Source organism: Bradyrhizobium sp. BR14999, from assembly GCF_056106085.1.
Genome location: NZ_CM148536.1, coordinates 7098285 through 7123296, shown reverse-complemented (window position 1 = coordinate 7123296; position 25012 = coordinate 7098285). Strand labels below are relative to the sequence as shown.

27 protein-coding genes are annotated in these 25012 nt (G+C 64.4%); 18 read left to right on the top strand and 9 right to left on the bottom strand.

The genetic code is table 11. The features are described 5' to 3' along the window. The first annotated feature begins 22 nt into the window (after positions 1-22). From ACR9YP_RS33280 to ACR9YP_RS33205, 16 genes are all read left to right on the top strand, one after another. The gene (locus ACR9YP_RS33280; RefSeq protein WP_438110012.1) at positions 23-406 is read left to right on the top strand and encodes a hypothetical protein; all 384 of its coding nucleotides are present in this window, start codon (positions 23-25) and stop codon (positions 404-406) included. After that, a complete protein-coding gene (locus ACR9YP_RS33275) occupies positions 403-1485 on the top strand; it encodes a PHA/PHB synthase family protein (RefSeq protein WP_474217879.1) in 1083 nt (360 codons plus the stop codon). The genes ACR9YP_RS33280 and ACR9YP_RS33275 overlap by 4 nt, the downstream gene beginning before the upstream one ends. Further along, the gene (locus ACR9YP_RS33270) at positions 1482-2075 is read left to right on the top strand and encodes a GNAT family N-acetyltransferase (protein ID WP_176945755.1); all 594 of its coding nucleotides are present in this window, start codon (positions 1482-1484) and stop codon (positions 2073-2075) included. Before ACR9YP_RS33275 ends, ACR9YP_RS33270 begins: the two co-directional genes overlap by 4 nt. 214 nt (positions 2076-2289) lie before the next feature. Further along, entirely contained in the window at positions 2290-2745 is a 456-nt protein-coding gene (locus tag ACR9YP_RS33265) for a phasin (RefSeq protein WP_438110010.1), read from the top strand. A 171-nt stretch (positions 2746-2916) separates the two neighbouring features. After that, a complete protein-coding gene (locus tag ACR9YP_RS33260; RefSeq protein WP_370985124.1) occupies positions 2917-4203 on the top strand; it encodes a DUF445 domain-containing protein in 1287 nt (428 codons plus the stop codon). Between the two features lie 202 nt (positions 4204-4405). Continuing rightward, positions 4406-5176 carry an esterase/lipase family protein gene (locus tag ACR9YP_RS33255; RefSeq protein ID WP_370985125.1) on the top strand — a complete coding sequence of 257 codons (771 nt, stop codon included), beginning with the start codon at positions 4406-4408 and terminating at the stop codon, positions 5174-5176. A 244-nt stretch (positions 5177-5420) separates the two neighbouring features. Then, complete coding sequence (gene paaX / locus ACR9YP_RS33250) at positions 5421-6287, top strand: phenylacetic acid degradation operon negative regulatory protein PaaX (RefSeq protein WP_370985127.1); 867 nt, start codon at positions 5421-5423, stop codon at positions 6285-6287. A gap of 76 nt (positions 6288-6363) precedes the next feature. Then, the gene (gene paaA / locus ACR9YP_RS33245) at positions 6364-7356 is read left to right on the top strand and encodes a 1,2-phenylacetyl-CoA epoxidase subunit PaaA (RefSeq protein WP_370985128.1); all 993 of its coding nucleotides are present in this window, start codon (positions 6364-6366) and stop codon (positions 7354-7356) included. 10 nt (positions 7357-7366) lie between these two features. After that, complete coding sequence (gene paaB, locus ACR9YP_RS33240) at positions 7367-7654, top strand: 1,2-phenylacetyl-CoA epoxidase subunit PaaB (protein WP_370985129.1); 288 nt, start codon at positions 7367-7369, stop codon at positions 7652-7654. Then, the gene (paaC, locus tag ACR9YP_RS33235) at positions 7654-8430 is read left to right on the top strand and encodes a 1,2-phenylacetyl-CoA epoxidase subunit PaaC (RefSeq protein WP_438110007.1); all 777 of its coding nucleotides are present in this window, start codon (positions 7654-7656) and stop codon (positions 8428-8430) included. The genes paaB and paaC overlap by 1 nt, the downstream gene beginning before the upstream one ends. Beyond that, a complete protein-coding gene (gene paaD, locus ACR9YP_RS33230; protein ID WP_370985131.1) occupies positions 8424-8927 on the top strand; it encodes a 1,2-phenylacetyl-CoA epoxidase subunit PaaD in 504 nt (167 codons plus the stop codon). The genes paaC and paaD overlap by 7 nt, the downstream gene beginning before the upstream one ends. 2 nt (positions 8928-8929) lie before the next feature. Continuing rightward, a complete protein-coding gene (paaE, locus tag ACR9YP_RS33225; RefSeq protein ID WP_438110005.1) occupies positions 8930-10012 on the top strand; it encodes a 1,2-phenylacetyl-CoA epoxidase subunit PaaE in 1083 nt (360 codons plus the stop codon). Between the two features lie 55 nt (positions 10013-10067). Continuing rightward, entirely contained in the window at positions 10068-10517 is a 450-nt protein-coding gene (gene paaI / locus ACR9YP_RS33220) for a hydroxyphenylacetyl-CoA thioesterase PaaI (RefSeq protein ID WP_438110004.1), read from the top strand. A gap of 42 nt (positions 10518-10559) precedes the next feature. After that, positions 10560-11891 carry a phenylacetate--CoA ligase PaaK gene (gene paaK, locus ACR9YP_RS33215; protein ID WP_438110002.1) on the top strand — a complete coding sequence of 444 codons (1332 nt, stop codon included), beginning with the start codon at positions 10560-10562 and terminating at the stop codon, positions 11889-11891. 64 nt (positions 11892-11955) lie between these two features. Continuing rightward, on the top strand, positions 11956-12960 hold the full coding sequence (locus ACR9YP_RS33210; RefSeq protein ID WP_438110000.1) for a quinone oxidoreductase family protein: 1005 nt from the start codon (positions 11956-11958) through the stop codon (positions 12958-12960). A 115-nt stretch (positions 12961-13075) separates the two neighbouring features. After that, entirely contained in the window at positions 13076-14155 is a 1080-nt protein-coding gene (locus ACR9YP_RS33205) for a YeeE/YedE family protein (protein ID WP_438109998.1), read from the top strand. A 1-nt stretch (position 14156) separates the two neighbouring features. On the opposite strand, the gene ACR9YP_RS33200 is transcribed toward ACR9YP_RS33205, so the two are convergent. The 5 genes from ACR9YP_RS33200 to ACR9YP_RS33180 are packed head-to-tail and all read right to left on the bottom strand — an operon-like array spanning position 14157 to position 18915. Then, positions 14157-15380 (bottom strand): bifunctional alpha/beta hydrolase/OsmC family protein, encoded by a 1224-nt coding sequence (locus tag ACR9YP_RS33200; protein WP_438109997.1) that lies wholly within the window; start codon positions 15378-15380, stop codon positions 14157-14159. Positions 15381-15406: 26 nt separating this feature from the next. After that, positions 15407-16069, bottom strand: a complete 663-nt coding sequence (locus ACR9YP_RS33195) for a sulfite oxidase-like oxidoreductase (protein WP_438109995.1) — start codon at positions 16067-16069, stop codon at positions 15407-15409. Positions 16070-16072: 3 nt separating this feature from the next. After that, the gene (locus ACR9YP_RS33190; protein WP_438109993.1) at positions 16073-17395 is read right to left on the bottom strand and encodes an MFS transporter; all 1323 of its coding nucleotides are present in this window, start codon (positions 17393-17395) and stop codon (positions 16073-16075) included. Between the two features lie 33 nt (positions 17396-17428). Continuing rightward, entirely contained in the window at positions 17429-18649 is a 1221-nt protein-coding gene (locus ACR9YP_RS33185; protein WP_438109991.1) for a cytochrome P450, read from the bottom strand. Positions 18650-18705: 56 nt separating this feature from the next. Then, positions 18706-18915 carry a ferredoxin gene (locus ACR9YP_RS33180; protein ID WP_018648108.1) on the bottom strand — a complete coding sequence of 70 codons (210 nt, stop codon included), beginning with the start codon at positions 18913-18915 and terminating at the stop codon, positions 18706-18708. Positions 18916-19048: 133 nt separating this feature from the next. Between ACR9YP_RS33180 and ACR9YP_RS33175 the strand changes: the two genes are divergently transcribed. Further along, positions 19049-19693, top strand: a complete 645-nt coding sequence (locus tag ACR9YP_RS33175; RefSeq protein WP_474217878.1) for a TetR/AcrR family transcriptional regulator — start codon at positions 19049-19051, stop codon at positions 19691-19693. On the opposite strand, the gene ACR9YP_RS33170 is transcribed toward ACR9YP_RS33175, so the two are convergent. From ACR9YP_RS33170 to ACR9YP_RS33155, 4 genes are all read right to left on the bottom strand, one after another. Beyond that, positions 19690-20328, bottom strand: coding sequence for an aspartate/glutamate racemase family protein (locus tag ACR9YP_RS33170; RefSeq protein WP_474217877.1), 639 nt, complete (start codon positions 20326-20328; stop codon positions 19690-19692). The two genes, ACR9YP_RS33175 and ACR9YP_RS33170, sit on opposite strands and share 4 nt — an antisense overlap. A gap of 156 nt (positions 20329-20484) precedes the next feature. Beyond that, entirely contained in the window at positions 20485-21498 is a 1014-nt protein-coding gene (locus ACR9YP_RS33165; RefSeq protein WP_438109985.1) for an amino acid ABC transporter substrate-binding protein, read from the bottom strand. Positions 21499-21510: 12 nt separating this feature from the next. Further along, the gene (locus tag ACR9YP_RS33160) at positions 21511-22860 is read right to left on the bottom strand and encodes an aspartate aminotransferase family protein (RefSeq protein ID WP_474217876.1); all 1350 of its coding nucleotides are present in this window, start codon (positions 22858-22860) and stop codon (positions 21511-21513) included. A gap of 3 nt (positions 22861-22863) precedes the next feature. Continuing rightward, positions 22864-23736, bottom strand: a complete 873-nt coding sequence (locus ACR9YP_RS33155) for a MurR/RpiR family transcriptional regulator (RefSeq protein WP_438109981.1) — start codon at positions 23734-23736, stop codon at positions 22864-22866. Between the two features lie 88 nt (positions 23737-23824). Between ACR9YP_RS33155 and ACR9YP_RS33150 the strand changes: the two genes are divergently transcribed. Continuing rightward, positions 23825-25012: an amino acid ABC transporter permease gene (locus ACR9YP_RS33150; protein WP_438109980.1), complete on the top strand. Its 1188-nt coding sequence runs from the start codon at positions 23825-23827 to the stop codon at positions 25010-25012.

The following is a 25012-nucleotide window of genomic DNA, read 5'->3' as shown; positions in this document are numbered from 1 at the left end:
TCTCGATACCAGGAGGACGCCGATGACCGACAAGACCAACGACCCCGTCGCCTTATGGCAGAAGATGGTGGGCGAGATGGAGAAGGGGTTCAACTCCTTCGCCAACCAGGCCATGTCATCGCCCGAGTTTTCACAGGCGATGAACCGTGCGGGAGGAGTTGCTGCAGGTGCTCAGAAGCAGCTCGGCGAGCTCGTGGAGAAATACCTCGTCGCAATGAACCTGCCGAGCCGCGAGCAGGTCACGGGTCTTGCGGAGCGGCTCCAGTCCATTGAAGTCCAGCTCGACGAGATGAAGTCGATACTGAGCCAAATGGCGGCGAGTTCGGGCATCTCGCAAGGCTCCGATGGGACGCCACGGCCGCCGCGGACGAAGCGTCCGCCCTCCGAAAACGGAGAGCAGAAATGAATGCGCCGACGGGACTTGATTTCGCATCTATCCCGGAGCGCATCCAGACCGAGGTGCAGCGCGCGATCCAGCGCAGCATCAAGGGTGTCGAATATTTCTCGACCTCCGGCCCCACGCTCGGCTCGACACCGAAGGACGTGCTGCATTCGCGCGGCACGATGAGCCTCTACCACTACCGGCCGATGTCGGACGAGATCTACCGCATCCCGGTGCTGATCGTGATGGCGACGACCAATCGCGGCTACATTCTCGACCTCGTCCCCGGCCAGAGCTTCATCGAGTTCCTGCTCAAGCGCGGTTACGACGTCTATATGCTCGACTGGAGCGCGCCGAGGCCGGAGGAGAAGAGCCTGCGGATGGAGGACTATGTCCTCGACTTCATCCCGGATTGCGTCCGCCGCGTGCAAGCCGATTCCGGCGAGCAGGACGTTTCCGTCATCGGCTATTGCTTCGGCGGCGTGCTGTCGCTGCTCTACGGCTCGATCCACAAGGACGGGCCGATGAAGAATCTGATCTGCTTCACCACGCCGATCGACTTCCGCGAGATGAAGCTGTTCTCGAATTTCTCCGACCGCCGCTATTTCGATGTCGACCATCTCGTCGACAGCGTCGGCAACGTGCCGCCGGAGATGATCCTGTCCTCGTTCGAGATGCTGCGTCCGGCCTCGCGCACGGTGAGCCAAATCCAGCTCTGGGAAAACATCTGGAACGACGAGTTCGTCAAGTCTTACCGCATGTTCGACCGCTGGGCGACCGACACGCTGCCGCTGGCGGGCGAGTATTTCCGCACCATCACCAAGGACCTGATGTGGGACAACAAGCTATTCAACGACACCATGTCGGTCGGCGGCCGCGCGGCGAAGCTCGAAAACATCAAGGTGCCGATCCTTCATGCCGTCGCCGAGCACGATCACATCGTGCCTTATGACGCCGCAAAGCACCTGATCGCGAAGATCGGCTCCGAGGACAAGGAAGAGGTGATGTTGAAGGGCGGCCACGTCTCCCTCGTCGCCGGTGCCAACGCGGTGAAGCGGCTGTGGCCAAAATTGGACTCCTGGCTGGGAAAGAGATCGACATGAGTGAGCAGCGTTCCTATCCGCGTCACATCAAGACCGATGCTGGTGATATCGAGATCCGCCTGATGTCGCCCGGAGACGAAGCCGCGGTGCTCGCCTTCGGCCAAGGTCTTCCGTCCCACGATCTGTTGTTCCTGCCACGCAATATCAGCGAGCCGAAGGTGCTCTCCGCCTGGGTCAAGGAGATCGAGCGCGGCGCAATCACGAGCCTGCTCGCGGTGAGGGACGGCAAGGTCGTCGGCTGCGGCACGCTGGTGCGTGATCCGCATTCCTGGTCGCCTCATGTCGGCGAGATCCGCATGGTGGTCTCGTCCGACGTGCGCGGGCAGGGTGTGGGGAAGGCGCTCTCACAGGAGACCTTTGCACTTGCGCTCGGGGCTGGCCTGGAAAAGCTCTCGGTGCAGATGACGGTCGACCAGCAGGCGGCGATCGCGCTTTTCGAAGGCCTCGGGTTCAAGGCCGAGGCGCTGCTGCGCGACCACGTGCGGGATATCGATGGCAAGACCCATGACATTGTCGTGCTGGGGCACAACATCGCGCAGGTTCAGGCGCAGATGGAGGCCTATGGATTGCCAGGCGCCGTCCAGCATTAAGCCGAAGATCGGGCCGGTACGGACCTAATTCGTCCGAGACGGCCTCCAACTAGGGCACTGTGGCGCCTTGTGTTAAGGCTGTTCACGATTTCGTGATATCGCACTGCAATACGAATATTGCATCGCACAATTTACTACGCCATATAAGCCATGCCCCGGGCCAATGCGGACGGGGTGAGCCATAGCTCAGACCAATGAGGATGGAGAGAACCCCATGACCACTGAAACCAACACCGCTTTCGAGGGCTTCAAGGACGCTTTCAAGAACATCCAGAATCTGGAAGTTCCCGAGGCCGCCCGCGAGTTCGTCAAGAAGACCGCCAACACCGCCAAGGACCGTGCCGCCGAAGCTTTCGCCGGCTCCGAGCGGGTGACCGCCGCCGTCGAGAACGCGGTGACCGAATCCGTCGCCGAGGCCGGCAAGATCAGCCGCAATATCCAGCAGGCGATCTATGAGGACGCCGAGGCGTTCTTCTCGGGCATCGACAAGCTCGCGTCCGCCAAGTCGATCAGCGAGGCCGTCGAGATCCAGTCGAGCCTGCTCCGCGCCCGCGGCGAAGCGTTCGTCTCGCGTGCAAAGGCGACCGCCGACTATCTCGGCAAGCTCGCCGCCAACGGTGCGAAGTCCGCTCAGGACAACTTTGCCAAGGTCTACAACAAGACCGCCTGATTTGGCGCCTGAGTAGCAACTGAATTTGAGGCCCGCTTCGGCGGGCCTTTGTTTTGCGCTGCCGCAGTCGTCGTTGCGAGGAGCGAAGCGACGAAGCAATCCAGAGTCTTTCCACGGAGGCAGACTGGATTGCTTCGCTTCGCTCGCAATGACGGGTAGGGTGATGCAGTCATGAACGCACCCGCCACCTTTTCCTTCGACACCCCCGGCGACGCCGAACGCGCGGCGGAGCTGCGGCGCGTGAAAGCGCTGGCGACGCTGGTGTTGGCCTCGACGCTCGCTCTGTTCACTGTCGCAAAACTCCTGCTGAACGTGCATCCCGTGTTCGGCTTCATCGCGGCCTTCGCGGAAGCCGCGACCATCGGCGGGCTCGCCGACTGGTATGCCGTGGTCGCGCTCTTCAAACGGCCGCTCGGCCTGCCGATCCCGCATACCGCGATCATCCAGAGCAACCAGGCCCGCATCGCCGACAAGCTCGGCGAATTCATCCAGGTGCATTTCCTCGAGACCGGTCCCGTCGAGGCCAAGCTGAAGGAAATCGATTTCGGCTCCTTCGTCGCCGACTGGCTGCGTGACCGCAAGCGCAGCGACGATCTCGCGCGCTTTGCGCTGCGCCTGCTGCCGGAGGCGTTCTCAGCGACGGAAAGCTCGGGCCTGATGACCTTCATCATCCGCCGCATGTCTTCCCAGCTCCAGGCGATCGACCTTGCGCCGCTCGCCGCGGGCACGCTGCGCGGCTTCGTCGCGGAAGGGCGGCACCAGATTCTGTTCGACGATCTCCTGCGCGTGATGCACGACACGCTGAATCAGAAGGAGACGATGGCGATGATCCGCGAGAAGGTGCGCGCGGAATTGCCGACGTTGCTGCGGCTCTATCGCGCCGACAAGTTTCTGGTGAACAAGATCGTGGCGTCCGCCACCGCTTTCTTCAATGAAGTGCGCAGCGACCCCAAACATCCGTTCCGCGGCGAGTTCGATCGCATGGTGTTGAACTTCGTCGACCAGCTCGGCACCGATCGGGCCTATATCGACCGCATCGACGGCCTGAAGCGCGATCTGCTGGCGCGGCCGGAGCTTGCCGATCTCGCCCGCACCGTCTGGGCCAACACGCGCTCCTTCATCGAGCGCAGCGCAAGCGGCGAGACGCAAGTGCTCCAGCATCATCTCGCCGGCATGTTCGTCGCCGCGGGCGAAGCGCTCGCCGGCGATGCCGAACTGCGCGGGGAGATCAACAAGGGCTTGGTGACCGTGCTGCGCAGCGTCGTCGCCGATCAGAAGGGCGGCGTCTCGACCTTCATCTCCGACCAGGTCAAGGCGTGGAATATGACGCAGTTGATTTCGCTGATCGAAATCAACATCGGACGCGACCTGCAATACATCCGCTTCAACGGTTCGTTGATCGGCGGCCTCGCGGGACTTGCGCTCTACTCCGTAGAATTCCTGCTCCGATTGCTGTGACTTTTGCGTCACGGCCGTTAGCATTAACGCGCGGGCCTATTGTCGCCTTGCGCCTCTCCCGCTTGAATGTCGGGAACCGGCCGCCTAGCTGATTCATGTTGCGCTGCGGAACGATCAAGAAGCCGGCGTATTGGAATTCACGCCCGTTTGCCGGCATCGCAGCCGGCGGCCTTTCCAGGAATTCGTCCCAGGGGAAAAATTGATGACCGCAACTGCCCAGACGCTGCGTCCGCCGTCCCGCACCCTGATGTTTCTGGAGGGGCGTGCGATTCATGAGTTCGGCGCATTCCTCGGCGCGCTGCCGCTGCTGAGCCTTGCGCCCCGCGGCGATGGGCATCCGGTGCTGGTACTGCCGGGCCTCGTGGCCTCCGATACGTCCACGCGCGCGCTGCGCGCGTTTCTGGCCAGCAAAGGCTATGCGGTGAGCGGCTGGCGCCAGGGTCGCAACTACGGACTGCGTCCCGGCGTCCAGCACGCGATGGTCGATCTGGTCCAGGAGCTCAGCGACACGCATGGCCGCAAGATCAGCCTGGTCGGCTGGAGCCTCGGCGGCCTCTATGCGCGCCAGCTCGCCAAGATGATGCCGGAGCGCGTACGCCAGGTGATCACGCTCGGCAGCCCCTTTGCCGGCGATCCGCGCTCGACCAACGCCTGGCGCGTCTATGAATGGGCGAGCGGGCGCAAGGCCGACGAGGTCGATCCGCGTTTCGGCGGCGAGCTAGCCCTCCCGCCGCCGGTGCCGACCACCGCCATCTTCAGCCGCACCGACGGCGTCTGCGCCTGGCAGGGCTGCATGGAGAAATCGGGAGCGCAGACCGAGAGCATCGAGGTCGAAAGCAGCCATTGCGGCATGGGTCATCATCCCGCCGTGGTCTATGCCGTGGCCGACCGCCTCGCGCAGAAAGAAGGCCAGTGGCGGCCGTTCGATCGCAGCGGCTGGCGCAGCCTGGCCTATCCCGATCCGCACAGGTGATTGCTTCCTTCGCCTCTCCCCGCTTGCGGGGAGAGGCCGACACGCGGAGCGTGGCGGGTGAGGGGGAATCTCCGCGAGTCCGTCTGCTACTGAGTTTGCTGATACAGCCCCTCACCCCAACCCTCTCCCCGTAGGAACGGGGAGAGGGAGAAGAGGACGCGCCGTCTCGAAGGATCGAGCCTGGCTCTCGCCTCGTCGCTCCCGTCCATTGTCGCGCCCGCACCAAACGCGCTATGCCTCGCGGATGGCGCATCCGTTGTCCCGTATCATCGACCAGCTCAAGCGCGAGCCGTCGCGCACCGGCTCCATCGTCATCACCGTGTTCGGTGACGCCATCGTGCCGCGCGGCGGTGTGGTGTGGCTCGGCACGCTGTTGGAATTCTTCGAAAGCCTCGACATCGACAGTGGCGTGGTGCGCACCGCGATGTCGCGCCTTGCGGCCGATGGCTGGCTGACCCGCGAAAAGGTCGGCCGCAACAGCTTCTATCGGCTGGCCGAAAAGGGACGCCAGACTTTCGAGGCCGCGACGCGCCACATCTACGATCCGCCGCCGTCCGACTGGACCGGTCGCTTCGAGCTGCTCCTGATCGGCAACGGCGAGGACCGCGACGCCTCGCGCGAGGCACTCCGCAATGCCGGCTTCGGCAGTCCGCTGCCGGGCGTATGGGTCGCGCCGTCGGGCGTACCGGTGCCCGACGAGGCCGTGGGCGCGATCCGTCTCGAAGTCTCGGCGGAGGATGACAGCGGCCGCCGCCTGCTCAGCGCGAGCTGGCCGCTGGACCGCACTGCGGATGCGTATCTGAAATTCATGAAGACGTTCGAGCCGCTCCGTGCCGCGATCGCGCGCGGCACGGATTTATCCGAGGCTGACGCCTTCACCGCGCGCATCCTCCTGATCCACTATTACCGCCGCGTGGTGCTGCGCGATCCGCTGTTGCCCGAAAGCCTGTTGCCGTCGGATTGGCCGGGCAGGGCGGCGCGTGCGCTTTGCGGCGAGATTTATCGCGCACTGCTGGCTCCGTCGGAACAATGGCTCGACAGCCATGGAACCAACGAGAGGGGACCCTTGCCCGCGGCGCGGAAGCTTCTGGAACGGAGGTTCGGCGTTTGATCTATATGTTACAGAAATATCTTGCATGAACTAAATTCTGTTATATATTTCCTCCCAACAAATCGGGAGGATGCGCATGTACACCCAGGCGCTGAACACGGCCGAGACCGACGATCGCGGTCTTGAGGACGCGGCCAGGGCTGCGCAATTCCAGGGCCGCATCGATGCCGAGGAGCGCATCGAGCCGAACGACTGGATGCCGGCGGCCTACCGCAAGACGCTCACCCGCCAGATCTCCCAGCACGCCCATTCCGAGATCGTCGGCATGCTGCCCGAGGGCAACTGGATCACGCGCGCGCCGACGCTGCGCCGCAAGGCCGCGCTGCTCGCCAAGGTGCAGGACGAATGCGGCCACGGGCTCTATCTCTATGCCGCCGCCGAGACGTTAGGGACCTCGCGCGAAGAACTGGTCGACGCGATGCTCGCGGGCAAAGCCAAATATTCCTCGATCTTCAATTATCCGACGCTGACCTGGGCCGACATCGGCACCATCGGCTGGCTGGTCGACGGCGCCGCGATCATGAACCAGATCCCACTGTGCCGCTGCTCCTATGGCCCCTATGCGCGCGCGATGATCCGCGTCTGCAAGGAGGAGTCATTTCACCAGCGCCAGGGCTACGAGATCATGCTGACGCTGTGCCGCGGCTCGGAGGAGCAGAAGGCGATGGCGCAGGATGCGTTGAACCGCTGGTGGTGGCCGGTGCTGATGATGTTCGGCCCGCCGGATGCGACGAGCCAGCACAGCGACACCTCGACGAAGTGGAAGATCAAGCGCTTCTCCAATGACGAGCTGCGCCAGAAATTCGTCGATGCTACGGTGCCGCAGGCGCAATATCTCGGCCTCACCATTCCAGATCCTGCCATGACGCAGGATGTGGACGGGCACTGGCGCTACAGCGAGATCGACTGGACCGAATTCAAGCAGGTGCTCGCCGGCAACGGCCCGTGCAATCGCGATCGCATGGCCGCGCGCCGCAAGGCGCACGAGGAGGGCGCCTGGGTGCGTGAGGCGGCAGCCGCTTACGCGGCAAAGCGCGCGCAGCGTCAGACCGCACAAGCCGCGGAATAGGGAGATCACGATGGCCACGCCGAACACGCCGCTGTGGGAAGTCTTCATTCGCAGCCGCAACGGGCTTGCGCACAAACATGTCGGCTCGCTGCATGCGAGCGACGCGACGATGGCGCTGCAAGCTGCTCGGGACATTTACACCCGTCGCGGCGAGGGCCTGTCGATCTGGGTCGTGCCCTCCATCGCGATCACCGCGAGCGATCCGGCCGACAAGGGCATGATGTTCGAACCGGCGGAATCGAAGATCTATCGGCACCCGACCTTTTATGAGGTGCCCGAAGAAGTGGGGCACATGTGATGCCGGTCGCCAACATCCAGGTCTCCGAAACGCCGCTAGTGCTGTACGCGCTGCGCCGCGCCGATGACGCGCTGATCCTCGGCCACCGGTTGTCGGAATGGTGCGGTCACTCGCCGATGCTGGAAGAGGACATGGCGCTGTCCAACATCGCGCTCGACCTGATCGGCCAGGCGCGCGAGCTCTACACTTACGCCGCCAAGGTCGAAGGCAACGACAACGACGAGGACAAACTCGCCTATCTGCGCGACGTCAGGCAATACCGTAACCTTCTGCTGGTCGAACAGCCGAACGGCGATTTCGCCCAGACGCTGGTGCGGCAGTTCTTCTATTCCGCCTTCGCCGACCTCTATTGGCGCGCGATGATGACCTCGCGCGATACGACGCTTGCCGCCATTGCGGCCAAGTCGGAGAAAGAGAGCGCCTATCATCTGCGCCATGCCTCCGAGTGGATCATCCGGCTCGGCGACGGCACGGACGAAAGCAGGGCCCGCGCGCAGGCCGCGATCGATCATCTCTGGGCGTTCACCGGTGAGATGTTTGCCGTGGACGAAGCCGAGCGCGCCCTGATCCATGCCGATATTGCCATCGATCCGGCGAGCTTGCGCGGTCGTTGGTTGACGACGTTGTCTGATATTGTCAGAGAGGCGACACTTGAGCTGCCGCAGAACGACTGGATGCAGCAGAGTGGCCGCTCTGGCCGGCACAGCGAGCATCTCGGCCATCTCCTGTCCGAGCTGCAATCGATGCAGCGCACCTTCCCGGGGTCGACATGGTGACGGTGCTGGAGCGCGATAGCGAGCTACGCCGGCGGGCCTGGGATGCCGCGGCGAGCGTGGTCGATCCCGAGATTCCGGTGCTGACCATCGCCGATCTCGGCGTGCTCCGTGACGTCGTTCTGGACGGCGATCGCGTCGAGGTCGCGATCACGCCGACCTATTCGGGCTGCCCGGCCATGAACATGATTGCACTCGAGATCGAGCTTGCACTGGAGCGCGCCGGCTTCCGTCGTCCGGAGGTGCGCACGGTGTTGTCGCCGGCCTGGACCACCGACTGGATGAGCGAGGAGGGCCGCCGGAAGCTGCGCGCCTACGGCATCGCGCCGCCGCAGGCCTCAAGCTCGCGCCGCGCGCTATTCGGCGGACAGGCCGTCGCGTGTCCGCAATGCGGCTCTGACAAGACCGAACTCTTGTCCGAATTCGGCTCGACCTCCTGCAAGGCGCTCTGGCGGTGCAAGGCCTGCCGTGAACCCTTCGATTATTTCAAGTGTCATTGATCATGTCAGCAGTCGCACCGCGCTTCCATCGCTTGGCCGTCAACGACCTCCGCCGCGAGGCCTCGGATGCCATCTCGATGACCTTCGCCATTCCCGGCGAACTCGCCAGTGATTATGCCTTCACGCCCGGCCAATACCTGACGCTCCGCACCACTCTCGATGGCGAAGAAGTGCGCCGTTCCTATTCCATCTGTTCCGGACCCGACGACGGCGAGATCCGCATCGCCGTGAAGAAGGTCGACGGCGGCGCGTTTTCGAGCTGGGCGGCGGACGAGCTGAAATGCGGCGACGAGCTCGACGTGATGACGCCGACGGGGCGCTTCGGCCTGGTCCCATCAGCGGAGACCGGCCGTATCCATGTCGGCTTTGCCGCGGGCTCCGGCATCACGCCCATTCTCTCGATCGTGAAAGGCACGCTCGTGCGCGAGCCCGACAGTCGCTTCTTTCTGTTCTACGGCAACCGCGCCACCGACAACATCATGTTTCTCGAAGAGCTGGAGGAGCTGAAGGACCGCTTCATCGACCGCCTCTCGATCTTCCACGTCATCTCCGGTGAGGAACAGGATATCCCGATCCTGCATGGCCGGCTCGACGGCGACAAGGTGAGGGTGCTCTTGCGTTCACTAGTGCCGGCGGAGAGCGTCGATCATGTCTTCATCTGCGGTCCATCAGGCATGAGCGAAGACATCGAGGCGACCTGCCGCGACCTCGGGATTGCGGAAGAGCGTATCCATGTCGAGCGCTTTGTCTCCGAATTCGGCGGCAAGCCGCGGCCGAAGAAAGCCGTTGCGCCCGACGCGCCGCCGAAGGCGGTCGCGTCCCTGATCATCGACGGCAAGCGCCGCGACGTGCCTGTTGCCGAGGACGAGGCGATACTCGATGCCGCGCTGCGCGCCGGCGTCGATCTGCCCTTCGCCTGCAAGGGCGGCATGTGCTCGACCTGCCGTGCCAAGCTGGTCGAGGGCGAGGCGCCGATGGACATCAATTACTCTCTGGAACCCTGGGAGCTGAAGGCCGGCTTTATCCTGACCTGTCAGGCGAAGCCGTCGTCGGAGCGGGTCATGGTCGATTACGACCATGTTTGACAGTTTTGGCCAAGCAGCAGAGCATGATGGATAGACATTTGCCCGGGAGAAGCGCGTGAACGTCAAAGCCACCTTGTCGCCCGAGGATATCGCGCGGGCCTGCGCCGATGCAATGTGGGCGGAGGACGATGCCTCCAAGGGACTCGGCATGGAGATCGTCGAGATCGGCCCGGGCTTTGCGACGCTGGCGATGTTGGTGCGGCCGGACATGGTCAATGGCCAGCGTATCGCCCACGGCGGCTTCATCTTCACGCTCGCCGATTCCGCCTTCGCATTTGCCTGCAACTCGCACAATGAGCGCGTCGTTGCGACGCAGGGGCAGATCTCGTTCATCAGGCCGGGCAAGCTTGGCGATCGCCTGGTTGCGATGGCAAGAGAGATCACCCGTGGCGGCCGCTCCGGCATCTACGACGTGCGTGTCACTGTAGGCGATACCGTCATCGCGGAATTCCGCGGGCATTCGCGTGTCATTCCCGGCACGTGGCTGCCGGCGCAGGATCAATAAGAGACCAAAGAAAAGAACAAACGACAATGTGGGGAAACGAGGATGGCTCTGACGAGACGCAAGGAAGGTGGCAACACCTATAGCGCCGAGATGGACGCGCAGGAGCGCGCCTCGCGCGACGAGATCATGGCGCTGCAAAAGCAGCGGCTGGCCTGGTCGTTGAAGCACGCCTACGACAACGTCGCGCATTATCGCAACGCCTTCGACAAGGCCGGCGTGCATCCGTCCGATTTTCGCGAGCTGTCCGATCTCGCCAAATTCCCGTTCACCGTGAAGACGGACCTCCGCGACAATTATCCTTTCAACATGTTCGCCGTGCCGCGTGAAAAACTGGTGCGGGTGCATGCCTCCTCCGGCACGACGGGCAAGCCGATCGTAGTCGGTTATACCCAACGCGACATCGGCACCTGGTCGGACGTGATGGCGCGCTCGATCCGTGCCGCCGGTGGTCGCACCGGCATGATCATTCACAATGCCTACGGCTATGGTCTCTTCACCGGCGGCCTCGGTGTGCACTACGGCGCCGAGAAGCTCGGCTGCACCGTGGTGCCGATCTCCGGCGGCATGACCGAACGGCAGGTGCAGCTCATCAACGATTTCCGGCCCGATATCATCACGGTGACGCCGAGCTACATGCTGGCGATCCTCGACGAGTTCAAGCGTCAGAAGCTCGATCCGCGCCAATGCTCGCTCAAGGTCGGCATCTTCGGCGCCGAGCCCTGGACCAACGCCATGCGCGGCGAGATCGAGGACGCCTTCGACATGGATGCGACCGACATCTATGGTCTCTCCGAGGTGATCGGTCCCGGCGTGGCGCAGGAATGCATCGAGACCAAGGACGGGCTCCATATTTGGGAGGATCATTTCTACCCTGAAGTGATCGACCCCGAGACCGGCGCAGTGCTGCCCGACGGCGAGAAGGGCGAATTGGTCTTCACCTCGCTGACCAAAGAGGCGTTTCCGGTGATCCGCTATCGCACCCGCGACCTGACGCGGCTGTTGCCGGGCACGGCGCGGCCGGGCATGCGGCGCATGGAGAAGGTAACGGGGCGCTCGGATGACATGATCATCCTGCGCGGGGTCAATCTGTTCCCGACCCAGATCGAGGAGGTGTTGCTCGCGACCGATTGGTGCGGCGGCCACTTCATCCTGGAACTCACCCGCGAAGGCCGGATGGACGAGCTGACGATCATCGCCGAAGCGCGTCCCGAAAGCTGGGACGGCCGCGGTCTCGTCGATCACGCCGACAGGGTATCGACCCACATCAAGAACACGATCGGGATCAGCTCCAAGGTTCAGGTGGTCGCGCCGGCCACGCTGGAGCGCTCGCTCGGCAAGGCCAAGCGGCTCTACGACAAGCGGCCCAAGGACTGACTTGACGGATTGACTTGACCGGCCCCAAAGGCGACAAGGCCCGCAAGAAATCACGGGTCTTTCGATGTCGCCAGCCGATACCAAAACCGTCGAAGCGCGTTGCGTCCGCCTCAATGCCAAGGCGGAGAACGCCGCGGCACTTGCGCCGGTGATCGAGCCTCAGACGCTCAGGCCTGGTCCGAACGATCTCCTGATCGAGGTGAAAGCTGCCGCGGTCAATCCATCCGACGTCAAGGCCGCAACGGGGTTGATGCCTTATGCCGTCTTTCCGCGTACGCCCGGCCGGGACTACGCAGGCGTGGTGATCGACGGGCCGGCTGGGACGGTCGGTCGCGAGGTGTTTGGCTCCTCCGGCGATCTCGGCATCCGCCGCGACGGCACTCACGCAACCCATCTCGTGGTCGAAGCCGATGCCGTGGTGGAGAAGCCGAAGACGGTGTCCTGGGAGGAAGCCGCCGGCATCGGCGTGCCCTTCGTCACGGCCATGGAAGGCTTTCGTCGCGCCGGCGTGCCGAAGCCCGGCGAAATGGTGCTGGTCTTCGGCGTCAACGGCAAGGTCGGCCAGGCCGCCGTGCAGATCGCGACTTGGCAGGGCGCGCGCGTGATCGGCGTGGTGCGCAAGGCGGAGACCTATGAAGGCCACACCAACGCGCCGGTCGAGCTGATCGATGCTTCCACGACCGATGTCGCCACGCGCGTGCGCGATTTGACCGGCGGCAAAGGCGCGGACATCGTCTTCAACACGGTCGGCGACCCCTACTTCCCGGCGGCGCACAAGTCACTTGCTCTGCGCGGCCGCCAGATCCTGATCGCCGCGATCGACCGCATCGTCCAGTTCAACATTCTGGAGTTCTACCGGGGCCAGCATACCTATGTCGGTATCGACACGCTCGGCCTTTCGTCGGCGGCGACCGGTGCGGTGCTTCGTGATCTCGGTCCGGGCTTTGCGAGTGGGCATCTGAAACCGTTCCCGATCAAGGCGAGCGCCGTCTATCCGCTGGAGCGCGCCAGGGATGCTTATGTCGCTGTCGCTGGCTCGTCGCGCGACCGAGTGATCCTGAAGCCGTAACACACCGTCATTGCGAGCGCAGCGAAGCAATCCAGAAATGCACCCGCGGAGACAGACTGGATTGCTTCGCTGCGCTCGCAATGACGGAGATTGGCGAGAGTTCTGAGAACAACCGATGGAATCCACGCAACTCGTCATCCTCGCCGGCCTCGTCATCGGCCTGATTTATGGCGCCGTCGGCCTGCTCAGCGGCTTCTGCCTGATGAGCAGCATGCGCGGTTTTCTGGCGCGGGGCGACGGGCGGCTGGTGCGCACCTATGCGCTGGCGATTGCCGTTGCGATTGCCACCAGCCAGTTCTTCGCCGGTAGTGGCATGGTCGATCTCGGCAAGTCGATCTATCTGCAACAGACGTTTTCGGTGCCGGTGCTGTTCCTCGGCGGCCTGCTGTTCGGCTACGGCATGGTGCTGTCGAACGGCTGTGGCTCGCGGGCGCTAGTGCTGCTCGGCCGCGGTAATCTCCGTTCCTTCGTCGTCGTGATCGTGCTTGCGATTGCCGCGCAGATGACGCTCAAGGGCCTGATTGCACCGGCGCGTATCGCGCTGGTTCAGGCTTCTCAAACCACCGTCAACGCCAATTCGCTGCCGGCGCTGCTGGCAACGCTTGGCCCGGCTGAAGCTCTTTCGCGCGCGCTGGCCGCTGCCGCGCTCGTCGTCGGGCTGATCCTGTTTGCATTCGCGCATCCGGCATTTCGTCGCTCGCCGGGCCAAATCGCCGCGGGCGTCGTCGTCGGCCTGCTCGTCGCCGCCGGCTGGTTCGCTACCGGCTCTCTCGGCGCCGACGATTTCAATCCGGTGCCGGTGACTTCGCTCACTTTCATCGCGCCGATTGCTGATAGCCTGCAATACGCCATGCTCTCGACCGGCCTGACCCTCAATTTCGGCATCGCGACGGTCGCGGGCGTCTTCGCCGGGAGCCTGGTCACTGCGCTCGTCACGGGGCGCTTCAAGCTCGAAGGCTATTCTTCGCCGCGCCACATGCTGCGCTCGGGCACCGGCGCGGCGCTGATGGGGATCGGCGGCGTAATGGCGTTCGGCTGCTCGATAGGGCAGGGGCTCACCGGCATGTCGACGCTGGCGCTGGGCTCGTTCATCGCTGTTGCCGGCATTCTGCTTGGCACGACGGCGGGTCTGCGCGGTGCGCTGCGGGTCCAACCCTTCGAGGCGGCAACCGGGGTAGGTTCGCCGGCCGCTTGAATTACTCCACGGCCTTCGTCACGATGCGAATCTCCGATGTCAGCGTCCGGTGCACCGGGCACTTGTCGGCGATCTCCATCAGCCTCTTGCGCTGCTCGGCATCGAGCGCGCCCTCGATCGCAATGTCGCGCTCGATCTGGTCGAGCATGCCCTCGCGCGTCTCGCACTCCGCACAGTCCTTGGCGTAGATCTTGGAATGCTTCAGCGTGACGGTGACGCGGTCGAGCGGCAACGATTTGCGGTCGGCATAGAGGCGCATGGTCATGGAGGTGCAGGCGCCGAGGCCTGCGAGCAGGAAATCATAGGGCCCGGGACCAGCGTCCTCGCCGCCGGCAGCCACAGGCTCGTCCGCCACCAGACGGTGCGGACCGACCGAGATGATCTGGTTGAACTTGCTCTTGCGGGTCTCCTGCACCACGACCTGGCGCGGCGTCTCGGGGAGATCCATCGCCTTCGCGGGCTTTGCGGTGTCGATGTAGCGGCTGGCCCAGGCCGCGATCACATCGGCCGCGTAGAGAGCGTCAGCAGGCGCCGTCAGCAGATGGTCGGCGTGGTCGAGGGAGACGAAGCTCTTGGAGTGCTTCGCCGACACGAAGATCTTGGTCGCATTGTCGATGCCGACGGTGTCGTCGACCGGGGAGTGCATCACCAGAAGCGCCTTGTGCAGGCCGGTGACGTCCTTCATCAACTCATGCTCGATGATGTCGTCGAGGAATTCACGTCTGATCCGAAACGGGCGGCCCGCCAGCGAGACTTCCACTTCGCCCTGCGCGCGGATGTTATTGATGTGCTCTTTGAATAGCCCGGTGACGTGGGCGGGATCGGACGGCGCCGCGATGGTCGCAACCGCCTTGGCTTCAGGGATATGTCCTGCTGCCGCGAGGATCGCGGCACCGCCGAGGCTATGGCCGATCAGGACGGACGGCGCCTTGCGCGTTGCGCGCAGATGATCGGCGGCGCGCACGAGATCGGTCACATTGGAGGAGAACGTGGAGTTGGCGAAATCGCCCTCGCTGGAGCCGAGCCCGGTGAAGTCGAACCGCAGCACTGCAATGCCCTTGGCCGCGAGCGCAACGGAGATGCGCTTGGCGGCCAGCGTATCCTTGCCGCAGGTGAAGCAATGCGCGAACAGCGCGAAAGCTGCGGGCTCACCGTCCGGCAGCTCGAGCGCGGCCGAAAGCTGATGGCCGCCTTCACCGGTGAATTGAAAGCGTTCCGTCGGCATTGGACTTCCCCCGTCCTTTGTTGAACCTAATCGCCTGAATAGCGCTGCTCGGCCCAGGGATCGCCGCGGTTGTGATAGCCGCGGACTTCCCAGAAGCCCGGCGCGTCCTCAGTCCGGAATTCGATGGCCTGGAGCCATTTGGCACTCTTCCAAAAGTACAGATGCGGCACGACCAGCCGCACTGGTCCGCCATGCTCGGCCGACAGCGGCTGACCCGACCAGCTATGGGCGAGCAGAGCGTCCTCGGCGGCGAAGTCTTCCAGCGCGAGATTGGTGGTATAGCCATCATAGGAATGCAGCACGACGAAGCGAGCATCCTCGCGCGGCTGGCAGGCCGCGAGCAGCTCACGCGTCGCGAGCCCGTTCCACTCATTGTCATAGCGCGACCAGGTCGTCACGCAGTGAATGTCGGAGGTGAACCGCGCCTGCTTCTGCGCGGTGAATTCGGCAAAGGTCCAGAACACGGGGGCATCGACCGCGCCATAGACGTCGAGCCGCCAGCGCTCGCGCGACACAGGCGGCACGACGCCGAGATCGAGCACCGGCCAATCCTTGGTGAGGTGCTGGCCGGGCGGCAGCCTTTGGTCCTCCGGCCGCGTGATCTTCCCGGTGAGGAAGCGGCCCTCGCGCGCCCATTTCTCCTTGGTGCGCGTCAGCTTGCTGTCGGGCGGCTCGTTGTCGTCAGCCATGGCTTACTCGTGCCGATGCATTGCGGAGGCGTGCTTGGTGTCGCGCATGGTAGCATAGATGATCAGCGACAGGCAGATGATGCTGGCAAGATAGAAATAGAACCATTCCTCGTGCCCGATGCTCTTGAAATAGAGCGCGATCGCCGGCGCCGTGCCGCCGAAGATCGAGACCGTAATGGCATAGGGCAGACCGACGCCGAGCGCGCGGACATTGGTCGGGAACAACTCGGCCTTCACCACCGCATTGATCGAGGTGTAGCCGGCGACGAACAGCCAAGCGGCGCAGATCAGGATGAACGCGATGAAGGGCGACTTGGTCTCCTTCAGCGTCATCAGCAGCGGCACGGTCGCGAGCGTGCCGGCGACGCCGAAGAAGATCAGCAGCGGCTTGCGTCCGATCCTGTCGGAGATCGCGCCGTAGATCGGCTGGAGGATGGTCGCGAAAATCAAAGTGCCGAAGATCACGAAAGTGGTCTGGTCCTCGGTCAGCCCGACCGAAAGCTTGACGAAGGTCTGCATGTAGGTGGTGAACGTGTAGAAAGCGGCGGTGCCGCCGGCGGTGAGGCCGACGACCAGCAAGAGCTCGCGCGGATAACGCAGCAGGTTGGTGATCGATCCGGTCGGCTTCACCACCTTCTTGGCCTCCTCGAACGCCTCGGTCTCGTGCAGGCCACGCCGCATCACCGCGGCAAAGATCGCAAGCGCCGCGCCGATCGCAAAGGGGATACGCCAACCCCAGTCCTTCAGCTCCGCCGGCGTGAGGAAGACCTTTTGCAGGAGCAGCAGCACGATGATTGCGGTGAGCTGGCCGCCGATCAGCGTCACGTACTGAAAGCTGGAATAGAAGCCGCGGTGCTTGGGGTCGGCGACTTCGCTGAGGTAAGTGGCACTGGCGCCATATTCGCCGCCGAGGCTCAAGCCCTCGATGACGCGGGCGAGCGCCAGGATCACCGGCGCCGCAAAGCCGATCGTGGCATAGGTCGGCGTCAGCGCAATGATCAGCGAGCCGAAGCACATGAAGACGACAGACAGAGTGAGCGAGATGCGGCGGCCGAAATGGTCGGCGATATAGCCGAAGAACCAGCCGCCGAGAGGCCGCATCAGGAAGGTCGCCGCGAATACGACGGCGACGTTCAATTGCTGGACGACGGGGTCGTTACCGGGGAAGAACGCGGGAGCGAAGTAGAGCGCAAACGCCGTATAGGCGTAGAAATCGTACCACTCGACGAGATTGCCGATCGAGCCGATGAAGATCGCCTTGATCCGCCGCTCGGCGTCGGCGAGGTCAAAATACGCAGAGGCCGGGTTGGTTGCTTGCTCTGTCACGTCCGGCCTCTCCGTATCGTTGTTTGGAGAGGCCTACATCGCCTTTCCAAGCAGAAATGGCAACTGGCGGGGCCCTCTCACCGTGCCTTGCGACCAGGTCACGGTGCCTGCCGGGTCAAGAGCAAAATCCGGAATCCGCTTCAGCCATTCCTCCAGTGCAACCTGCATTTCCATGCGCGCAAGGTTGGAACCGACGCAGCGATGGATGCCGAGGCCGAAGGCAGCATGGCGGTTCTCGCGACGGTCGATCACGACTTTGTCAGCGTCCGGAAACATCTTGGGATCGCGGTTCGCGGCGGGGAAGGACAGCAGCACCATGTTGCCTGCTTTCACCGGGCAGCCCGAAATTGATGTGTCCTTGACCACCTCGCGCGCCATCGTCACCGGGGAATAGGCGCGCAGCAGTTCTTCCACCGCGGTTGGAATCAACCCTGGCTCGGCGATCAGCCGTTCGCGATCGGTCGGCGTTTTCGCAAGATGCCAGAGCGAGGAGCCGATCGCGCTCCAAGTGGTGTCGATGCCGGCGATCAGGAGCAGGCGCAGCGAGCCCAGCACGTGGGAGTCCTCGAGCGGATTGCCGTCCTTGTCCCTGGCGTTCATCAGGTAGGAGATCAGGTCGTCGGTCGGCTTCGTCTTGCGCGCCTCGATATGACTGCTGAAATAGGCGCTCATCTCCTGGACGGCCTGGAGCAGCTTGCTCTCGTCCTTGATGCCGAGCTCCAGGATCATGTGGATCCAGTTGACGAAGAGGTCGCTGTCGCTTTCGGGAATGCCGAGCATGTGCGCGATCGCGCGCACCGGAATGTGCTTCGTGTAGCGCGCCGCGGCGTCCACGCTCTTCTCGGCGATGAAGTCGTCGATCAGCTCGTTGCAGATGGCGCGGACCCTTGGCTCGAGCTTCTTCATCGCGTCCGGCGTGAACGGCGGCAGCAGCAATTGCTTGGCCGGCTTGTGCACGGGCGGATCGGAGGTGATCGGCGGGGCCGCATTCCTGGCGATCTCCGGGCGCACGTCGCGGACGATGATGCGGCGGGAGGAGAAATGCTCGGTGTCGTTGGCGATCTCGCGCACGGCTGCATAGGTCGTCGGCAGATAGCAGCCAAGGAAGCGTTCTGTGTGCACGACCGGGCTTGCGGCGCGCAGTTCGTCCCAGATCGGGAAGGGATCGTCCGTCCATTGCGGATCGGTGTGGTCGAAATCATGGACCCAGTCGGTCACGGGCGGATGAGCGGCGGGTTGGCTGACGTCGGACATCTCGGAATCCCCAGGGGCTCGTGTTCGCGGAAGGCACCCACAACGCGGAAAGCACGCTACTCCTCGATCACATCGATTGCGATCTCCGGACAATTGGACTTGGCAAGCCAGGCTTTGTCTTCCAGTCCCGGCGGGACGGTGCCGTCTCCGGCTTCATGGGCGTTGCCGTATTCGTCGAGCTCGAACAGCTCCGGCGCGAGCGCCTTGCAGCGGGCGTGGCCCTGGCATTTGTCGGGATCGACGTGAACCTTCAGTCGCTCTGCCATTGCGGCTTCCTCGGTCGTGTGCGCGCGAGGCCCGAAGGCGGCGCGTTTCCTCATCTGCGTTCTATAAGTTATATCCTATTACATTCGCGACAGGCTTCCCCTGTCAAGCGCAAACTTATAGTCTCGCCGCGACATGCGCTCACAACTCGCCCGCAAGCCCGAGAAGACCTACCACCATGGCGATCTTCGCGATGCCTTGATCAAGGCCGCGCTGCGCGAAGCGGAACGCGGCGGCGCCGAGGCGATCAGCATCAAGGCGCTGGCCAAGCAGCTCGGCGTCTCGCAGCCGGCGCCATACCGGCATTTTGCCGACCGCGACGCCTTGCTTGCGACGGTGACGGCAGAGGCGTTCCGGCAGCTCAGTGCAACCTTTCGGGCGGCGATGGCGAAACCGTCGGAGCAGTCGAAGCTGTCGCGGCTGGCGCAGGCAATGCTCGACTTCGGATTGCGCCGCAACGGCATCTATCGCCTGATGTTCGCGTCCCGCACAGTGTCCCGCGCCGCCAAGGGCAGCGAGCTGCATGAGGCCACGCGCGAGACGTTTGCGCTCGTGATCGAGGCCCTGGAGGTGCCTGCCGTCGGCTATTTGCGCGAACGACAGGCCCTCAAGATCTGGGCGGCGCTGCACGGCGTGGTGATGCTGGCGGAGCAGGGCCTGTTCACCGGCGAGGCCGCTCATGCCACGCGCGAGGATCTCGTCCAGGATTTCGTGAGCGAAACGAAGGCCGCGCTCGCGGTCGCGATCAAGGATGCCCGGCGAAAAAAGAACGGCGCTTAAGTCTTCGCCTTCAGCAGGCTCATCAGCTTGTCGACCGCGCTGTCCGGTGTGGTGACGACAGGGCGGCCGGTGGCTTCCGCAACCAGCGGCGCCGTTGCCGCGATGCTGAACTGCGCGAGCGCGATGACATCGCAATCGCGCAAATCGCGTGAGGCCTCCGTAATCAGCCGGTCGTGCGTGGCGCGGTCGCCGCGATCGAGCGCAGCCAGCGCGCCCTCGGCAAGTTTCGGCACGATTTGGACGGAAGCAGGAAATTCCGGCGGCATCGAGACCAGGGTCGGCGGGAAGGTCGAGAGCAGGCCGATGCGCTTACCCATGGTCACGGCACGTTCGATCATCGCCTCGTTCGGCTTCAGCACCGGCATCGGCGCATGCGCCCGCGCGACCGCCTCGATGCAGGGACCGAAGGCCGAACAGGTGAACAAGATCCCGTCCGCCCCTGTTGCCGCCGCGTAATCGCCGAGCGCCAGGAAGCGCTCGGTCATCGTGTCGGTAAGCGCACCGTCGCGCGCCAGATCCGCCGATAGGCTGTCGTCGAGCAGGTTCATCAGCCGCGCCTCGGGCCACGCCTGCGCGAACGCCGCCTCGATCGGCGCGATGGAATGCTTGAGGGCGTGGATGAGGGCGATGCGCATGGGATGTCTCGTCTCCCTCGCCCCGCTTGCGGGGAGAGGGTGGGGTGAGGGGGAGTCTCCGCGGGGACGGTGAGAGTTGGACTCGCGGAAGCTCCCCCTCACCCGACCGCTGCGCGGTCGACCTCTCCCCGCAGGCGGGGAGAGGTGAAGCACCGTCTACTTGAACGGCAGCGCGTACATCAAGCCGCCCTTGCTCCAGAGGCCGTTGAGGCCGCGATCGAGCTTGAGCGTGCTGGCCTTGCCGACGTTGCGCTCATAGATCTCGCCATAATTGCCGGTGGCCTTGATCGCCGTGACCAGCCATTTGTTGTCGAGCCCAAGCCGCGAGCCGAGGTCGCCGGAGGCACCGAGGAGCCGCTGGATCGCAGGCGTCTGCGACTTCGCCATCTCGTCGACATTGGCTTGGGTGACGCCGAGTTCTTCGGCCTCTATCAGACCGTAATGCAGCCAGGTGATGATGTCGCTCCAGACCTCGTCGCCGTTGCGGGTGAAGGGGCCGAGTGGCTCCTTGCTGATGGTCTGCGACAGCACGACGTAGTCGACCGGGTTCGGCGCCGCGGTCGTCACGGCACCCGCGAGCGCAGAGGCGTCCTGGGTCATGGCATCGCAGCGGCCGCCGAAGAAGGTCTGGTACATGGTGTCGATGCGGTCGAACACCAGCGGCTTCCAGTCGATGCCGTTGGCGCGGCCGTAATCACCCAGCGTGACCTCATGCGTGGTGCCTTGAGCCACGCAGACGGTGGCGCCCTTGAGGTCCTTCAGCTCCTTCACGCCGAGGTCTTTCCTCACGACAAAACCCTGGCCGTCGTAGAAGTTGATCGGACCTTGCCGCAGGCCCAGTGTTACGCCGCGCAAGTATGTCTGGGTCGAATTGCGGTAGAGCACGTCGATCTCGCCCGATTGCAGCGCGGTGAAGCGGTTCTGCGCGGTCAGCGAGACGTAACGCACCTTGTTGGGATCACCGAGCACGCCGGCCGCGAGGGCGCGGCAATAGTCGACGTCGAGACCCTTGTAGTTGCCTTGCGAATCCGGCGCGGAGAAGCCGGCAAAGCCGGCGCTGACGCCGCACACCAGCGTGCCGCGGCTCTTCACCGTGTCGAGCGTCGCGGCCGACGCGACGACCGTCGATGCTGCGAGCACGCCCGCTGCGATAACCACTTTCCTCATCATGCTACTCTCCCCTCAGTGATTGACACTACGCAACACGTTGTCGACGGCCGTGCCGAGCCTGTCGACGATCAGGTCGATCTCGTCTGCGGAAGCGATATAGGGCGGCGCCAGCAGCACGTGGTCGCCGCGCACCCCGTCTACGGTGCCGCCGCCGGGATAGCAGCCGAGCCCGTTGGCGAGCGCCTCCGCCTTGATCTTCTGGTGCAGCTTGAGCGCCGGGTCGAACGAGGTGCGGCTGGCGCGATCGGCGACGAGCTCGATAGCCCAGAACAGCCCGCGACCCCTGATGTCGCCGACATGGCGGTGATTGCCGAAGCGTTCGGTCAGCCGTTGCTCGAGTTGCCGCCCGCGCTCTCTGACTTGATCGAGCAGGCCGTCCTCGCGGATCACGTTTTGCACCGTGAGCGCGGCCGCGCAGGCGAGGGGATGCGCCAGATAGGTGTGACCGTGCTGGAACGCGCCGGAGCCGGCGCGGATCGTGTCGACGATCTTGCCGCTCGCGAGCATCGCGCCGATCGGCTGATAGCCGCCACCGAGACCCTTCGCGATGGCCTGGATGTCGGGCGCGATACCTTCCTGCTCCCAGGCATGCGTGGTGCCGGTGCGGCCCATGCCGCACATGACCTCGTCGAGGATCAGCAGCGCGCCGTGCCGGTCGCAGATCTCGCGTACCGCCTTGAAGTAGCCCTCCGGTGCGGTCACGGCGCCGGCGGTGGCGCCGACGACGGGCTCGGCGAGGAACGCCGCCACGCTGTCGGGGCCAAGCCGCTGAAACTCGGCTTCGAGCTCGGCGGCAAGGCGCGCGACGAACTGCGCATCCGACTCGCCCTCGCGCTTCTCGTGATAGGCGAAGGCCGGCGTCACGTGGCTGAATGCCGCCGAGAGTAGCGGTGCATAGGGTGCGCGCCGCCAGGCATTGCCGCCGGCGGCAAGCGCGCCGAGCGTGTTGCCGTGATAGCTCTGCCGCCGCGCGATGAAGTGTTGCCGCTGCGGCTCGCCGCGCTCGATGAAATATTGCCGGGCGAGCTTGATGCTGGCCTCGATCGCCTCCGATCCGCCGCTGACGAAATAGGCGTAGGCGAGACCGCCGGGCTCATGGCCGACCAGCAGCTCAGCCAGTGCCTCGGCCGGCTCGGAGGAGAAGAACGCGGTATGAGCATAGGCAAGCGTCGCAGCCTGCTTTGTCATCGCCGCGATCACGCGCGGGTGCTGGTGCCCGAGGCAGGAGACCGCCGCGCCACCGGAGGCGTCGATGATGCGCCGGCCGTCCTCGGCAAAGAGATAGACGCCTTCACCGCCGATCGCCTTGGGCGGCGTTTCGCGCAACGAGCGGTGCAGCACGCGGCTGGTGCGAGCGGCCATGGGTCAACCTTTCTCTGGGACGTAAGTGGAGGTCGCAGCGAGTCGCGCCTCGGTACTTTCCAGACGCTTCTTCGCGGCAACGCCGCCGAGCGAGAACGTGACCGCCGCGAGCGACTGCGCGATCGCAATCGCGCCGGTGAGGCTCGGAAAGAAGCCCGGAGAGGACGCCGCCTCGAACAGCAGCACGTGGTCGGCGCCCTCGGCCATTGGTGCCGAGAGACTATCCGCGATGGCGACCAGTGTCGCGCCGGCGCGATAGGCCGCCTGCGCGACACGGACGCTTGCATGCGTGTAGGGCAGGAAGCCGACGACGATAACGGCTTCCCCGGGCCGGAACGCGCCGAGATCGAGGTCGTCGGGGCCGGAAGCACCGACGAGCTGGACCTGCTCGGGCCGAAACAGTCGCAGCTCGTAGTTTAGCAATTCCGCGACGCTGCGGCAGCTGCGATAGCCGGCGATCCAGATCCGCTTGGCATCGTGCAGCGCGCGGGCAGCTTCCGCGATCGGGTGTGCCGGGATCCGCGGAAGGCCGGCGGCCTCGGCCGCAAGCTTGTTGGTGACGAGCGCGACATCGGCGTTCGGCCCGTGGCGACGGCCTCTTGCGCGGCCGGAGAAGGGCGCGGTCTGCGACGGCCGCCGCGCCTCGGTCAGCGCCGCGCGCAACTCCTCCCAGCCCGAATAGCCGATCGCCTTCGCAAGCCGCGTGAACGCGGCAGGATCGGCGCCGGCTTCCGCCGCGAGATCGCGCATCGAACGGGTGGTGGCGTCGTAATCGTTGGCGGCGACGAAGCGTCCGACCTCCTGCAAGCGCATCGGGAGCGATGGCAATGCAATACGCAGCTCGCTCAACGGCGAGGATTTCGCGGGCTCGGCCATGAAACATTTGTTGCATGAATTGAAGTTTGGTGCAACAGTTGACGTGCGCTGCCGGAAATCGCTGCCCCTTGAGAAGGATTTTTGTGCCGTGACCTCAGATGCACCGAGACCGCCGCCGCGCCGCCGCTTCTTCGGCGCCTTCGGGCGCCGCGAGCTGAAGGGCCTGTTCTGGCAGGTCCTGGTCGTCGGCATCGCGGTTGCGGTCATCGCGTTCCTCTGGTCCAACACCGTCACCAACCTCTCGGCCCGCCGCATCACCACCGGTTTTGCCTTCCTCGGCCGCGAGGCCGGCATGCCCATCGCCGACAGTCTGCTCGCCTATAGTCCGAGAGACACTTACCTCTGGGCGTTCGTTGTCGGCGTCGCCAACACCTTGCGCGTTGCCGTGATCGGGATCGTGCTCGCGACGATCTTGGGCACGCTAATCGGCATCTCGCGATTGTCGGCGAACTGGCTGCTGTCACGGCTCGCCGCGGTCTATGTCGAGACGCTTCGCGATATCCCGCTGCTGCTTCAGCTCCTGTTCTGGTACGTGCTGATGCAGGCACTGCCGGCTGCACGCGCCGCGTGGCGACCTGTCGAGGGTGTGTTCCTCTCCAATCGCGGCTTGATCCTGCCGGCGATCCCGTTCGGCCCGCCCCAGCTGGCGGTCCTCGGCACCGCGGTGCTGGGTTGCGCGGTGTTCTATGTCGTCCGGCGATGGCTGATCGCGCAGCAGATGCGCGATGGCAAGCCACGGCCAGCTTGGCCCTTTGCGGTTGCGCTGATGATTGCGTTGCCGGCGCTGGCGTCCGTGCTGCTCGGCGTATCCTGGCGGATCGAATGGCCCCAGCTGCGCGGCTTCAACTTCGTCGGCGGGCTGACGCTGGCGCCCGAATATTTCGCGCTGCTGATCGCGCTCGTCACCTACACCTCGGCCTTCATCGCCGAGATCGTGCGTAGCGGCATCCAATCCGTGCCGCGGGGACAGTGGGACGCCGCCAACGCGCTCGGTCTGCGCCGCAGCTTCATGCTGCGGCAGATCATCTTGCCGCAGGCGCTACGCGTGATCGTGCCGCCGATGACGAGCCAGTATCTCAATCTGACAAAAAACTCCTCGCTCGCGGTCGCGATCGGCTACCAGGATGTCGTCTCGATCGCGAACACCACGCTCAACCAGACAGGCCAGGCGATCGAGGCGATCGCGTTGATCATGGCGGTGTTCCTGACCATCAGTCTCGGCATCAGCTTTTTCATGAATTGGTACAATGCGCGCATCGCGCTGGTGGAGCGCTGA

Bases quoted from the DNA above. Each gene is read 5' to 3' on its own strand.
- ACR9YP_RS33280 (WP_438110012.1), top strand. From the start codon at position 23: ATGACCGACAAGACCAACGACCCCGTCGCCTTATGGCAGAAGATGGTG.
- ACR9YP_RS33275 (WP_474217879.1), top strand. From the start codon at position 403: ATGAATGCGCCGACGGGACTTGATTTCGCATCTATCCCGGAGCGCATC.
- ACR9YP_RS33270 (WP_176945755.1), top strand. From the start codon at position 1,482: ATGAGTGAGCAGCGTTCCTATCCGCGTCACATCAAGACCGATGCTGGT.
- ACR9YP_RS33265 (WP_438110010.1), top strand. From the start codon at position 2,290: ATGACCACTGAAACCAACACCGCTTTCGAGGGCTTCAAGGACGCTTTC.
- ACR9YP_RS33260 (WP_370985124.1), top strand. From the start codon at position 2,917: ATGAACGCACCCGCCACCTTTTCCTTCGACACCCCCGGCGACGCCGAA.
- ACR9YP_RS33255 (WP_370985125.1), top strand. From the start codon at position 4,406: ATGACCGCAACTGCCCAGACGCTGCGTCCGCCGTCCCGCACCCTGATG.
- paaX (WP_370985127.1), top strand. From the start codon at position 5,421: ATGGCGCATCCGTTGTCCCGTATCATCGACCAGCTCAAGCGCGAGCCG.
- paaA (WP_370985128.1), top strand. From the start codon at position 6,364: ATGTACACCCAGGCGCTGAACACGGCCGAGACCGACGATCGCGGTCTT.
- paaB (WP_370985129.1), top strand. From the start codon at position 7,367: ATGGCCACGCCGAACACGCCGCTGTGGGAAGTCTTCATTCGCAGCCGC.
- paaC (WP_438110007.1), top strand. From the start codon at position 7,654: ATGCCGGTCGCCAACATCCAGGTCTCCGAAACGCCGCTAGTGCTGTAC.
- paaD (WP_370985131.1), top strand. From the start codon at position 8,424: ATGGTGACGGTGCTGGAGCGCGATAGCGAGCTACGCCGGCGGGCCTGG.
- paaE (WP_438110005.1), top strand. From the start codon at position 8,930: ATGTCAGCAGTCGCACCGCGCTTCCATCGCTTGGCCGTCAACGACCTC.
- paaK (WP_438110002.1), top strand. From the start codon at position 10,560: ATGGCTCTGACGAGACGCAAGGAAGGTGGCAACACCTATAGCGCCGAG.
- ACR9YP_RS33210 (WP_438110000.1), top strand. From the start codon at position 11,956: ATGTCGCCAGCCGATACCAAAACCGTCGAAGCGCGTTGCGTCCGCCTC.
- ACR9YP_RS33205 (WP_438109998.1), top strand. From the start codon at position 13,076: ATGGAATCCACGCAACTCGTCATCCTCGCCGGCCTCGTCATCGGCCTG.
- ACR9YP_RS33200 (WP_438109997.1), bottom strand. From the start codon at position 15,380: ATGCCGACGGAACGCTTTCAATTCACCGGTGAAGGCGGCCATCAGCTT.
- ACR9YP_RS33195 (WP_438109995.1), bottom strand. From the start codon at position 16,069: ATGGCTGACGACAACGAGCCGCCCGACAGCAAGCTGACGCGCACCAAG.
- ACR9YP_RS33185 (WP_438109991.1), bottom strand. From the start codon at position 18,649: ATGTCCGACGTCAGCCAACCCGCCGCTCATCCGCCCGTGACCGACTGG.
- ACR9YP_RS33180 (WP_018648108.1), bottom strand. From the start codon at position 18,915: ATGGCAGAGCGACTGAAGGTTCACGTCGATCCCGACAAATGCCAGGGC.
- ACR9YP_RS33175 (WP_474217878.1), top strand. From the start codon at position 19,049: ATGCGCTCACAACTCGCCCGCAAGCCCGAGAAGACCTACCACCATGGC.
- ACR9YP_RS33170 (WP_474217877.1), bottom strand. From the start codon at position 20,328: ATGCGCATCGCCCTCATCCACGCCCTCAAGCATTCCATCGCGCCGATC.
- ACR9YP_RS33165 (WP_438109985.1), bottom strand. From the start codon at position 21,498: ATGATGAGGAAAGTGGTTATCGCAGCGGGCGTGCTCGCAGCATCGACG.
- ACR9YP_RS33160 (WP_474217876.1), bottom strand. From the start codon at position 22,860: ATGGCCGCTCGCACCAGCCGCGTGCTGCACCGCTCGTTGCGCGAAACG.
- ACR9YP_RS33155 (WP_438109981.1), bottom strand. From the start codon at position 23,736: ATGGCCGAGCCCGCGAAATCCTCGCCGTTGAGCGAGCTGCGTATTGCA.